10 protein-coding genes are annotated in these 12757 nt (G+C 67.8%); 8 read left to right on the top strand and 2 right to left on the bottom strand.

Annotated features, from left to right (window positions below; all coding sequences use genetic code 11):
- Nucleotides 1-18: 18 nt before the first annotated feature.
- Nucleotides 19-786: an IclR family transcriptional regulator gene (locus tag QFZ53_RS00625; protein ID WP_307292445.1), complete on the bottom strand. Its 768-nt coding sequence runs from the start codon at nucleotides 784-786 to the stop codon at nucleotides 19-21.
- Between the two features lie 197 nt (nucleotides 787-983).
- Between QFZ53_RS00625 and QFZ53_RS00620 the strand changes: the two genes are divergently transcribed.
- The 3 genes from QFZ53_RS00620 to QFZ53_RS00610 are packed head-to-tail and all read left to right on the top strand — an operon-like array spanning nucleotide 984 to nucleotide 4458.
- On the top strand, nucleotides 984-2381 hold the full coding sequence (locus QFZ53_RS00620; RefSeq protein ID WP_307292444.1) for an NAD-dependent malic enzyme: 1398 nt from the start codon (nucleotides 984-986) through the stop codon (nucleotides 2379-2381).
- A gap of 8 nt (nucleotides 2382-2389) precedes the next feature.
- Entirely contained in the window at nucleotides 2390-3646 is a 1257-nt protein-coding gene (locus QFZ53_RS00615; RefSeq protein ID WP_307292442.1) for a DUF6986 family protein, read from the top strand.
- Nucleotides 3643-4458 carry a bifunctional allantoicase/(S)-ureidoglycine aminohydrolase gene (locus QFZ53_RS00610; RefSeq protein ID WP_307292440.1) on the top strand — a complete coding sequence of 272 codons (816 nt, stop codon included), beginning with the start codon at nucleotides 3643-3645 and terminating at the stop codon, nucleotides 4456-4458. The genes QFZ53_RS00615 and QFZ53_RS00610 overlap by 4 nt, the downstream gene beginning before the upstream one ends.
- 304 nt (nucleotides 4459-4762) lie before the next feature.
- Here QFZ53_RS00610 and QFZ53_RS00605 read toward each other — a convergent pair whose 3' ends face one another.
- Nucleotides 4763-6166, bottom strand: coding sequence for an MFS transporter (locus QFZ53_RS00605; RefSeq protein ID WP_292904964.1), 1404 nt, complete (start codon nucleotides 6164-6166; stop codon nucleotides 4763-4765).
- A 239-nt stretch (nucleotides 6167-6405) separates the two neighbouring features.
- Between QFZ53_RS00605 and QFZ53_RS00600 the strand changes: the two genes are divergently transcribed.
- From QFZ53_RS00600 to QFZ53_RS00580, 5 genes are all read left to right on the top strand, one after another.
- Nucleotides 6406-7209: a hydroxypyruvate isomerase family protein gene (locus QFZ53_RS00600; protein ID WP_307292439.1), complete on the top strand. Its 804-nt coding sequence runs from the start codon at nucleotides 6406-6408 to the stop codon at nucleotides 7207-7209.
- 34 nt (nucleotides 7210-7243) lie between these two features.
- Nucleotides 7244-8119 (top strand): 2-hydroxy-3-oxopropionate reductase, encoded by an 876-nt coding sequence (locus QFZ53_RS00595; protein WP_292904969.1) that lies wholly within the window; start codon nucleotides 7244-7246, stop codon nucleotides 8117-8119.
- A 42-nt stretch (nucleotides 8120-8161) separates the two neighbouring features.
- Nucleotides 8162-9949: a glyoxylate carboligase gene (gene gcl / locus QFZ53_RS00590; RefSeq protein ID WP_307292437.1), complete on the top strand. Its 1788-nt coding sequence runs from the start codon at nucleotides 8162-8164 to the stop codon at nucleotides 9947-9949.
- A 7-nt stretch (nucleotides 9950-9956) separates the two neighbouring features.
- Nucleotides 9957-11072, top strand: coding sequence for a glycerate kinase (locus QFZ53_RS00585; RefSeq protein WP_307292436.1), 1116 nt, complete (start codon nucleotides 9957-9959; stop codon nucleotides 11070-11072).
- A gap of 155 nt (nucleotides 11073-11227) precedes the next feature.
- Nucleotides 11228-12757, top strand: coding sequence for an NCS1 family nucleobase:cation symporter-1 (locus tag QFZ53_RS00580; RefSeq protein WP_307292434.1), 1530 nt, complete (start codon nucleotides 11228-11230; stop codon nucleotides 12755-12757).

Genomic DNA, 12757 nt, shown 5'->3' with positions numbered 1-12757 from the left:
AGGGGCGCGCGGCGGACCTCAGCTGGCGAGGTCTCCGACGATCGCCTCGGCGGCGCGGCGCAGCAACGGCACGGCGCGTGCGCCGAAAGCCTCGTCGACGCGGGAGATCGGACCCGAGACCGACACCGCAGTCGGGGTCGGAGCGTCAGGCACGGCCATCGAGAAGCAGCGCACGCCGATCTCCTGCTCCTGATCGTCGATCGCGTAGCCGCGTTCGCGGATCACGTCGAGCTCCGCGAGCAGGGCGTCGACCGTGCCGATGCTGTGCTCGGTCGGAGTGGGCATGCCGGCGCGCGAGACGATGCCGCGCACGGTCTCGTCGGGCAGCTGCGCGAGGATCGCCTTTCCGACGCCCGTGTCGTGCAGGTGGGCGCGGCGGCCGACCTCGGTGAACATGCGCATGGAGTGCAGCGACGGCACCTGCGCGACGTAGACGACCATGTCGCCGTCGAGCACGGCCATGTTGGCGCTCTCGCCGAGCGCGTCGACGAGGCCCTTCAACTGCGGCCGCGCCAGCGCTCCGAACTGGCGTTGTGCGCCTTCGCCGATGCGGATCAGCCGCGGGCCCAGCGCATAGCGCCTGTTCGGCAGCTGCCGGGCGTAGCCGAGCGTCACGAGTGTGCGCAGCAGGCGGTGGATCGTCGGAAGGGGCAGATCGGTGGATGCCGCGAGTTCGCTCAGCGTGACGTCGCCGCCGGCATCCGTCACCAGCTCCAGGAGCTCGAACACGCGCTCGACCGACTGCACACCGGATCCGGCGCTCTTCGGGGTCTTGCTCTCAGCCATTAAGAACCTCCTGCTCGCCATCATTTCACCATGCGAAAGCCGCGTATCGAAAATCTCGCCCCTCATCGTATCCAGGCTTGCATCAACTTTCCATAAAGTAGATAATAGAGTCCACGATACGAAAATCGTGGAGATTTCAGAGAAGTGCATCGTGTGTGCCGCCGATTTCGGCCGGCTCACCTCGACGAGGAGGAAACATGGCCAATCCGGGACCCGGCAACTCGATCACCCTGCGCATCGACGCCCCGTCGAAGTTCAGCGTCACGAGCGAGCTCGCCGCCGCTGCTGCCGGAGCGGGCGCCGCGATCACGGCACTCGACGTCGTCGAATCGCACCCCACGACGATCGTCGTCGACCTGACCTGCAACACCACGGGTGAGGAGCACGCCGATCAGGTGCGCGAGGCGGTCGACGCGCTCGAGGGCGTCACGGTGCGTCTCGTGAGCGACCGCACGTTCCTCATGCACCTGGGCGGCAAACTCGAGGTCAACCCCCGTGTCCCGCTGCGCAACCGCGACGACCTGTCCCGCGCGTACACGCCGGGCGTCGCCCGCGTCTGCATGGCGATCGCCGAGGACAAGAGCAAGGCTCGACAGCTCACGGTCAAGCGCAACACGATCGCGGTCGTCACCGACGGCACCGCCGTCCTCGGCCTCGGCGACATCGGCCCCGAGGCCGCGCTCCCCGTGATGGAAGGCAAAGCCGCGCTGTTCAAGCAGTTCGCGAACGTCGACGCCTGGCCGGTCTGCCTCGACACCAAGGACACCGAGGAGATCATCAAGATCGTCAAGGCGATCGCCCCCGTGTACGGCGGCGTGAACCTCGAGGACATCGCGGCTCCGCGCTGCTTCGAGATCGAGGCCCGGCTGCGTGAAGAGCTCGACATCCCGGTGTTCCACGACGACCAGCACGGCACCGCGATCGTCACCCTCGCGGCGCTGCGCAACGCGCTCAAGGTCGTCGGCAAGTCGATCGGCGACGTGCGCATCGTCGTCTCAGGCGTGGGCGCCGCCGGCAACGCCATCATCCAGCTGCTGCTCGCCGAGGGCGCGCACGACATCGTCGCCGCCGGTCGAGACGGCGCGATCCACGCTGGTGGCGAGTACGCCGACGCGCACCGCGTCGAGATCGCCGCGACCACCAACCCGCGCGGATTCCGGGGCTCGCTCAAAGAGGCCGTGGTCGGCGCCGACGTCTTCATCGGCGTCAGCGCTCCGAACGTGCTCGACGAGGCCGACATCGCGGCGATGGCCGACGACGCGATCGTGTTCGCGATGGCGAACCCGACGCCCGAGATCGACCCGATCGTCGCATCCAGACACGCGGCCGTCGTCGCCACCGGGCGCAGCGACTTCCCCAATCAGATCAACAACGTGCTCGCGTTCCCCGGCTTCTTCCGCGGTCTTCTCGACGCGGGCGTGTCGGACATCACGCCGCCTATGCTGGTCGCAGCCGCCGACGCGATCGCCGCGCGAGTGGGGGAGGACGAGCTCAACGCGAGCTTCATCATCCCCAGCGTCTTCGACCCGCTGGTGGCCGGCGCGGTCGCGGAAGCCATCGTCCGCGTCGTCGAAGCCGGCGCGACGAAAGAGTGACCGCAGCCATGACAGCTCTCACCGAGGACGACCTCGCCGGCATCGACTCCCGGCTCGCCGGCACCGACGCCCTTCTCGCCACCGAGTACCCCGGCGACGACGGCACCCGACAGCCCGTGCACACGCTGTACGTGCCCGCCGATCGGTACGATCCCGAACTCCCGTCGCGCTTCGGCGCGCAGGCGGCCGAGGCCGTGGCCGCGTTCGGCGGCACGGCGGCACTGGCCGAAGCGATCGGGCTCGGGCACCTCGCGGGCGAACTCGCGCCCCTGGTCGACGCCAAGCTTCTCGCCGAGCCGATCGAAGACCTCCGCCTCGATTTCGAGGACGGCTACGGCGCCCGGCCGGATGACGAGGAGGACGCGGATGCCGTGCTCGCCGCGCAGCGCGTCGCCGCAGCCGTGTCGGCAGGCGTCGCCCCGCCCTTCATCGGCATCCGCTTCAAGTGCTTCGAGGCGCCGACCCGGCGCCGCGGCATCCGCACCCTCGATCTGTTCCTGTCGACGCTCGCCTCGCTCGGGCCTCTCCCCGACGGGCTCGTGCTGACCCTGCCGAAGGTGACCACGGCCGCGCAGGTCGAAGCGATGGTCTCGCTGTGCGAGGTCTTCGAGGAGCGCCTCGGATTGGATGCCGGGCGCCTGCGCTTCGAGGTGCAGATGGAGACCCCGCAGCTGATCATCGCCGCCGACGGATCGGTGCCGGTCGCAGCGCTCCTGCACCGGGCGAACGGGCGGGTGTCGGCGCTGCACTACGGCACCTACGACTACAGCGCCTCGCTGCAGATCGCCGCGGCGTACCAGTCGATGGAGCATCCGGCCGCCGACTACGCCAAGCAGGTCATGCAGGTCGCCGTCGCCGAGACCGGCGTGCGGCTCTCGGACGGGTCGACCAACGTGATCCCGGTGGGCGAGAACGCGCTGGCCGCGTGGCAGCTGCACGCCCGACTCGTGCGGCGCTCGCTCGAGCGCGGCTACTACCAGGGCTGGGACCTCGCAGCACCACAGCTGCCCACCCGGTTCCTCGCGACCTACGCCTTCTACCGCGAAGGCTTCGCCGCCGCGGCGAAACGCCTCGACAACTACCTGCACGGCAGTGACGCGGCCATCATGGACGAGCCCGCCACAGCCAGAGCCCTCGCCCGCTTCGTCGTGCGCGGACTGGAGTGCGGAGCCGTCACGATCGACGAGGTGCGTTCAGCCACGGGATCCGAGCCGACAGAGCTCGTGCGTCTCGCCCACCCGAAACTCATCGCCAAGGAGGCATGATGTCCTACTACACCCCGGCCGGCGGCCTGCCGCCGCAGACCGACCTGCTCACCGATCGCGCGGTCGTCAAGCTCGCCTACACGTTCATCCCGAAGGGCGTGCTGCGCGACATCGTCACCAGCAGCCTTCCCGGCTTCACGAACACCCGCGCGTGGATCATCGCGCGGCCGACCCCGAGCTCGGCGACCACGTTCTCGCAGCTGATCGTCGAGATCGCGCCCGGCGGTGGAGCGGCGAAGCCCGAGGTCGAGGCGGGTGTCGAGGGCGTCGTGTTCGTCACGACCGGGCGCCTCACGCTCACGCTCGAGGGCGAGACGCACGTGCTGGAGGAGGGCGGCTACGCCTTCATCGCGCCTGGTGCGTCATGGTCGCTCGCGAACGATGGCGAGGAGATCACGAGCTTCCACTGGATCCGCAAGGCGTACGAGTGGCTCGAGGGTGTGGACGCTCCGGCATCCTTCGTCACGAGCGACAAGGACATCGAGCCGGTCTCGATGCCCGACACCGACGACGTGTGGTCGACCACGCGCTTCTCCGACGCGAGCGACATGGCGCACGACATGCAGGTGAACATCGTCACGTTCAAGCCGGGCGGATCGATCCCGTTCGCCGAGACGCACGTCATGGAGCACGGACTGTTCGTGCTGCAGGGCAAGGCCGTCTACCGCCTCAACGACGACTGGGTCGAGTGCGAGGCCGGCGACTACATGCTGCTGCGCGCCTTCTGCCCCCAGGCTTGCTACGCCGGCGGCCCCGAGGACTTCCGCTACCTGCTCTACAAGGACATGAACCGCCAGATCAAGCTCACCTGAGCGCCGTCCTGACGAACGAATCGCACCTCTCCGTCCTGGGGAGGTGCGATTCGCTTGTCCGGCGCATTTCGGCCCGCCCGCATCCGTCGGCGCATGGTCAGCGGTGGGCGCACCTCGGTCACGCCTCGGCAGGGTGTGATGGGATTCGGCTCACCGCGAGCGTGACAGCCCTGGGGTTCGGTCACGCATCGGCAGGGTGCGGAGCCGGGCGGCCCGCCACAGACGTGACCGAACCGTCAGCGCAGAGGGACGCGCGAAGGGGGTGTGCCGGTACCGGCACACCCCCTTCGACGGATCTGACGGGTCAGGCGCTCGTCGCGACCTCGGCGGCGGCACGCTCCTCGACGGTCGGGATCTGCTCGATCCGGCCGAGCACCACCGTGTAGAAGATGATGCCGATGACCAGCATGACGCCGGCGACGATGAATGCCCAGGCGAAGCTGCCGGTGAACTGCACGATGAACCCGGTGACGATCGGGGCGGTCGTGCCGATGAGGTTGTTCACCGTGTTCATGACAGCACCCGTCGCGCCCACAGAGCCCTCCGGGGCGATCAGGGCGGGCAGCGAGTTCGTCACGCTGAAGGTGATGGTGATGCCCGTGATCCCCAGCGTGATCCAGATGAGCGACCAGACGAGGTCGGTGGTGAACGCCGTTCCGACGATCGTGGTGGCGAGCACCATGCCGCCGATGATGAACACTCGTCGAACCGCTGTGCTGGACTTCCCGTTGCGAACCAGTCGATCCAGCAGATAGCCGGGTAGCAGGTACTGCACGACGACGGCGAACAACCAGGGGACGGCGGTGAACAGACCCGACTTCGCGACGTCCATGTGCATCTGGGACTGCAGGAACCCCGGCAGCCAGGTGAGCAGCATCCACTGCACGTAGCCGGCGCAGCCGAGTCCGAGCGACATGCCCCAGACCTTGCGCTGGCGCAGGATGTATCCGAGGTTGGCGAGCGGGTTCGGCGTCGGAGCGTCTTCGTGCTGCGCGCCGCCGTCGAGGATGTGGCTCAGTTCGGCGTCGCTCAGCCGGCCCTTGCGGTTCATCTCCTTCGGGTCGCGGTAGAAGACGAAGAAGACGATGAAGTAGATCAGGCTGAGCACGCCGATGGTGATGAACGCGCCGCGCCATCCGAACAGGGCGACGGCGGCGCCGACGAGGGGGAAGCCGATCACGTTGGAGAGGCGCTGGCCGCTGTCGAAGATCACGGTGGCCATTCCGCGCTCGCTGCGCGGGAACCAGTAGCTCGTGGTCTTCATGGCGCCGGGGAAGATCGGCGCCTCGGCGAGGCCGAGGATCAGTCGGGCGATGAGAAGCAGGCCCATGCCGCTGATCATGGCGGTGAGGAAGCACGAGACGGCCCACAGGACTGTCGCGGCCCGCATGACCCACTTGATGCCGATCTTGTCCAGGAGCATTCCCATGGGGATCTGCATGAGCGCGTACGACCAGCCGAAGCTGCCGAGGATGATGCCGATCTGACCCTCTGTGAGCCCGAACTCCATCCTCATGTCGTGCTCCGCGATGGACATCGAGCTGCGGTCGATGTAATTGATCAGCACCGCGAAGAACAGCAGGAAGCCGATGGCCCAGCGGACGCGGCCGACCTTCTTCGCTTTCGGGACGATCAGTCCGGTGCGGGGGATCAGATCCTTGTGCCCGGTGGGCGATCGGACGGGATCGGGCGATTCAGTGGAAGACATGGAGGAGACCTCTCTTGCTCGTCATCGAGTTGAGTCTGGACGCCTCTCCGAATGAGGGCGTTCGAGAACAGTAACGCCGGAGCGGACTATTCCGCAATAGAGAAGTTCATATCCACGATATGAAAGAACTGAGGATCACCACCGCGCCGCCGTGCCGGTTGACATCGCCCGCGCCGCGGGCGTACTCTTTTCATCACAAGGAACTTTTCTTCCACAATCCGATAATCAAGGATGATGTCATGAGCTACACCGTCAACGCTTCGATCCTGCTGACCGAGCTGCCGATCACCGAGCGGCCCGCGGCGGTCAAGGCAGCCGGCTTCGATGCCGTCGAGTTCTGGTGGCCGTTCTCCTCCGCGGTCCCCGCGCAGGACGAGGTCGACGAGTTCGCCACGGCCATCGAGGAAGCGGGCGTCCGGCTCACCGGTCTCAACTTCTTCGCCGGCGACATGCCCGGCGGCGACCGCGGCCTCGTCTCGTGGGTCGGCCGCGATGACGAGTTCCGCGCCAACGTCGATGTCGTCGTCCGCATCGGCGAGCGCCTCGGCGCCAAGGCGTTCAACGCGCTCTACGGCAATCGCATCGAAGGCACGGATCCGCAGGCGCAGGACGACCTGGCCGTGCAGAACCTCGCGTTCGCCGGCGCGGCCGTCGCGAAGATCGGCGGCGTCGTCCTGCTCGAACCCGTCTCCGGCATGGATGCCTACCCGCTGAAGACCGCGGCCGACGCGCTCGCGATCATCCAGCGCGTCGAGGACGAGCACGGCGTCGACAACGTCAAGCTGCTCGCCGATTTCTACCACCTTGCCGTGAACGGCGACGACGTCCCCGCGGTCATCGCCGGCCACGCCGCCGAGTTCGGTCACGTCCAGATCGCCGACGCCCCGGGGCGCGGCGAGCCGGGCACGGGCGACCTGCCTCTGGAGCAGTGGATCGCCGAGGCACGGGCCGGCGGCTACACCGGCCCCATCGGGCTCGAATACAAGGCGACCCAGGCCGACCCCTTCGCCTGGCTGAGCTCGACCACGAGCACGAACGCCTGAACCACCGACAGAAGATCCGCGAAGGAGCGAAGACATGACCAGCATCGCCATCATCGGCCTCGGCATCATGGGCCTGCCCATGGCCGAGAACCTCGTCAAGGCCGGCTACGACGTGACCGGTTTCAACCGCAGTCAGGAGCCGATCGACAAGCTCGTCGAGGCCGGCGGCACGGGCGCCACCAGCATCGCGGATGCCGTCAAGGACGCGGATGTCGTCATCACGATGGTTCCGGATTCCCCCGACGTCGAGGGCGTCGTGCGCGGCGAGGACGGAGTGTTCGCGAATGCGAAGTCCGGCGCGCTCTGGATCGACAACTCCTCGATCCGTCCCGATGTCGCCAAGACGCTCGCCGAAGAGGCCGTCGCCGCAGGATTCGGTGCGGTCGATGCCCCCGTCTCGGGCGGCGAGCAGGGCGCGATCGACGGCGTCCTCTCGATCATGGTCGGCGGATCTCCCGAGCACTTCGCGGCCGCTGAGCCCGTGTTGCAGGCGATCGGCAAGACCATCGTCCACGTCGGCCCCGCCGGTGCCGGTCAGACCGTCAAGGCGGCCAACCAGCTCATCGTCGCGGTGAACATCCAGGCGCTCGCCGAGGCCGTCGTCTTCCTGGAGGCGTTCGGCGTCGACATGGATGCCGCACTCAAGGTCCTCGGGGGCGGCCTCGCCGGCTCCAAGGTCCTCGACCAGAAGGGGCAGAAGATGCTGAACCGCGACTTCGCCCCCGGATTCCGCCTCGCCCTCCACAACAAGGATCTGGGCATCGTCACCTCGGCCGCACGTTCCGTGGGGGTCACCGTCCCCCTCGGTGCAGCCGTCGCGCAGCTCGTGAACGCCCTCGTCGCCCGTGGCGACGGCGGCCTCGACCACTCGGGCCTCTTCAAGCTCACCGCCGAACTCTCCGGTCGCTGAGCTCAGCGCATCCCGATCCGACTTGATTCCTAAGGACTTCTCATGACTCGCATGCGTGCAGTGGACGCCATCGTCCAGATCCTGGTGAAGGAGGGCGCCACCGAGGCGTTCGGCCTGCCAGGTGCTGCCATCAACCCCCTGTACTCCGCGATGCGCCAGGGCGGCGGCATCCGGCACACCCTGGCCCGTCACGTCGAGGGCGCCAGCCACATGGCCGACGGCTACAGCCGCACCGGCGACGGCCGCATCGGCATCTGCATCGGCACCTCGGGCCCCGCGGGCACCGACATGATCACCGGCCTCTACGCGGCGATCGCCGACAGCATCCCGATGCTGTGCATCACCGGCCAGGCGCCGGTGGCCAAGCTCGACAAGGAGGACTTCCAGGCCGTCGACATCGCCTCGATCGCGAAGCCCGTCACGAAGTTCGCCAAGACCGTGCTCGAGGCGGGCCAGATCCCTGGCGCCTTCCAGACGGCGTTCCAGATCATGCGCTCGGGGCGCCCCGGTCCGGCGCTGCTCGATCTGCCCTTCGACGTGCAGATGACCGAGATCGAGTTCGACATCGACACCTACGAGCCCCTGCCTGTCGCGAAGCCGACGGCGACGCGTGCACAGGCCGAGAAGGTGCTCGACATGCTCATCGCCTCGAAGCATCCCGCGATCATCGCCGGCGGCGGCATCGTGAACTCCGGCGCCTCGGACAAGCTCGTCGAGCTCGCCGAGACCCTGGGCGCGCCGGTGTTCCCGACCCTGATGGGCTGGGGCGCGATCGGCGACGACCACCCGCTGGCCGGAGGCCTCGTCGGCATCCAGACCTCGCAGCGCTACGGCAACGCGAGCTTCCTCGAGAGCGACTTCGTGCTCGGCATCGGCAACCGGTGGGCGAACCGCCACACCGGGGGTCTCGACACATACCGCAAGGGCCGCACCTTCGTGCACGTCGACATCGAGCCCACGCAGATCGGCCGTGTGTTCGCGCCCGATTACGGTGTGGTCTCCGACGCCGGCGCGTTCATCGACGCGCTGCTCGAGGCCGCGCGCGACCGCGTCGCCGAGCTGCCCGACTACAACGGCTGGGCGCAGGAGTGCCGCGACCGCAAGGCGCGTCTGCAGCGCAAGACGAACTTCGACAACGTGCCCATGAAGCCGCACCGCGTCTATCAGGAGATGCTGTCGGCCTTCGGCCATGACACCACCTACGTGACGACGATCGGCCTGTCGCAGATCGCCGGCGCCCAGCTGCTGCACGTGTACGGACCCCGTCAGTGGATCAATGCAGGCCAGGCCGGACCTCTCGGCTGGACCCTGCCCGCCGCCCTCGGCGTCGTGCGGGGCAAGCCGGAGCAGACCGTCGTCGCCCTGAGCGGCGACTACGACTTCCAGTTCATGATCGAGGAGCTCGCGGTGGGGGCGCAGCACAAGCTGCCCTACATCCACGTCGTGGTGAACAACAGCTATCTCGGCCTGATCCGCCAGTCGCAGCGTCCGTTCGAGATGGACTACGAGGTCTCCCTCGCCTTCGACAACATCAACACCCCCTACGACGAGAACAGCGTCGCGCAGGGCTACGGCGTCGACCACGTCAAGGTCGCCGAAGGCCTCGGTTGCAAGGCGATCCGCGTGGAGCGTCCGGAGGACCTCGCCGCGGGCTTCGCCGAAGCTGAGCGTCTGCGTGAGGAGTTCCAGGTGCCGGTGGTCGTCGAGGTGATCCTCGAGCGGGTGACCAACATCGCGATGGGCGCCGATCTCGACACCATGAACGAGTTCGAGGACCTCGCGACGACGGCGGCCGACGCGCCCGAGGCCGTGTACGCACTGCTGGACTGAGCACAACATGCGCGTCCTGATCGCCTCCGACAAGTTCAAGGGCTCCGCGACAGGAGCCGAGGTCGCGGCCGCACTCGGTGACGGCATCCGTTCGGTGACGCCGGATGCCGAGATCGAGACGGTGCCCGTCGCCGATGGCGGCGAGGGCACCGTCGAGGCCGCGATCGCGAGCGGGTTCGAGGCGGTCAGCGTGCGAGTCACGGGCCCGACCGGCGCGCCACTGGATGCGCGGTTCGCCGTGCGCGGTGACGAGGCGATCATCGAGATGGCGGCGGCGAGCGGGCTGGACGTGCTGCCCAGGGGCGAGAAGGCCGCGCTCACGGCGACCAGCCACGGCACCGGCGAACTCATCATCGCGGCGCTCGACCGTGGGTGCACGACGATCGTGCTCGGAGTCGGGGGCAGCGCGAACACCGACGGGGGAGCGGGGATGCTGCAGGCGCTCGGCGTCTCGCTGCGTGCGCACGACCGCCCTGTGCGGCCGGGCGGTGCGGCGCTGGCCGAGCTCGTCGAGGTCGATGCGTCGGGTCTCGATCCGCGCCTCGCCGGCGCGACGATCGTGCTGGCGAGCGACGTCGACAATCCTCTTCTGGGAGACCGGGGGGCGGCTTCGGTGTTCGCGCCGCAGAAGGGGGCGAGCGCCGACGATGTCGCCGTCCTCGAGACAGGCCTGCGCCGGTTCTCGGAACTGCTCGAGCAGCAGCCGGGAGTGCGACCGGCGGCCGGCGCGGCCGGAGCGGGTGCTGCGGGAGGCGTGGGCTATGCGGCCCTCGCGGTGCTCGGTGCGCGAAGAGAACCGGGCATCGACGTGGTGCAGAGGCTCACCGGCCTCGCCGATCGTCTGGCGGGTGTCGACCTCGTCATCACCGGCGAGGGCAGCCTCGACGATCAGAGCCTCGGGGGCAAGACGCCTCTCGGCGTGGCCGCCGCTGCGCGGGCTGCCGGTGTGCCTGTCGTGGCCGTCTGCGGGCGGTCGACGCTGTCCGAGGGGCAGGCGGCGGGCGCCGGATTCCGTCGCGTCTATCCGCTCAGCGAGCTCGAACCCGATGCGGCCACGAGCATGGCGAACGCCAGATCGCTGCTCGTCGAGGTCGGCGCGCGGATCGCGACAGAATTCGCCTGATTTGGTATGCCGTCCAATGTTTTGGTATGCCAAATCATTGACAACGCGCTTCGTGTGTGGTGAGATTTCCTTAGCTGAAAGTTTGATTCCATGATACGGAATCAACATCCTCCCTCTCCACAACTCATCTGACAACGCAGTCAAGAAGGGCGCTCATGTCCACCGAAGAGTTCGTCCACATACCCAGCCGCGCATCCGAAGGCCTCGATGAGGCTCCCTCGATCACGGTCGCCGTGCAGGCCGGCATCAGCCCGCGACTGTACAACAGCGACCTGGCTCCGACCACCCGTGAGGGCCGGCACTGGAGCGCCTACAGCATCTTCAGCCTCTGGGCCAACGACGTGCACAGCCTCGGCAACTACGCGTTCGCGATCGGCCTCTTCGCGCTCGGTCTCAGCGGCGGGGCGATCCTGGGGGCGCTGGCATTCGGCGCGCTGTTCCTGTTCCTGCTGCTCACCTTCTCGGGATTCATGGGAGAGAAGACGGGCGTCCCGTTCCCGGTCATGAGCCGCATCGCGTTCGGCGTGCACGGCGCTCAGATCCCGGGCCTGCTGCGCGGCATCGTGGCCATCGCGTGGTTCGGAGTGCAGACCTTCCTCGCCTCGCAGGTGCTCCAGGTCGTGATCCTCGCGGTCGCTCCGGGCGCCGCATCGCTTCAGGAGGGGGCGTTCCTCGGCCTCTCGGCCCTCGGCTGGATCACCTTCGTCGCGCTCTGGATCGTGCAGGTCATCATCGTCAGCTACGGCATGGAGATGATCCGCAAGTACGAGGCCTTCGCTGGGCCGATCATCCTCGGCACCTTCGTCATCCTCGCGGTGTGGGTGCTCGTGCAGAGCGGCTTCCAGATCAACTGGGCGCCGCACGGGACCGCCGAGGGCGGCGAGCTGTGGCTCAAGATGCTCGGCGCCGCCTCTCTCTGGGTCTCGATCTACGGCACCTTCGTGCTCAACTTCTGCGACTTCACCCGCGGCGCGAAGTCGCGCAAGGCGATCGTCAAGGGCAATTTCTGGGGCATCCCGATCAACATGCTCTTCTTCGGACTGATCGTCGTGATCCTCGCCGGCGGCACCTTCGAGATCGACGGCACGGTCATCACCTCTCCGGCCGACGTCGTCGCCGCGATCCCGAACACGCTCCTGCTCGTGCTGGCCTCGCTCGCGCTCATCGCCCTCACGGTGGCGGTGAACCTCATGGCGAACTTCGTCGCCCCGACCTACGCGTTCACGAACCTGCTGCCCAGGCACCTGAACTTCCGCAAGGCGGCGCTCCTGTCAGCCGTGATCGGACTCGTCATCACACCCTGGAACCTGTACAACTCCCCGGTCGTGATCAACGTCTTCCTCGGCGGTCTCGGCGCCCTGCTCGGTCCGCTCTTCGGCATCATCATGGTCGACTACTGGCTGATCAAGAAGCAGCGCATCAACGTGCCCGAGCTGTACTCGACTTCGCCCGTCGCCGAGTACGCGTACTCTCGCGGCTTCAACCCGCGGGCGGTCATCGCGCTGATCGTGGCCGGCGGCATCTCGCTTCTGCTCACCTTCATGCCGGTCTTCGAGTCCGTTCGCGAGTTCTCGTGGTTCTTCGCGGCGGGTCTGGCGGCCGTCGTCTACGGCGTGATCGCCGACCGTCGCGGCCCGTTCCACGACGTCCCCGCCGGCGACATCGCCGTCACTCCGACCCACTGA

This window comes from Microbacterium natoriense, from assembly GCF_030816295.1.
Lineage (GTDB): Bacteria > Actinomycetota > Actinomycetes > Actinomycetales > Microbacteriaceae > Microbacterium > Microbacterium natoriense_A.
The sequence above is the reverse complement of the archived record's forward strand: the minus strand, read 5'-3'. Positions and strand labels throughout refer to the sequence as shown.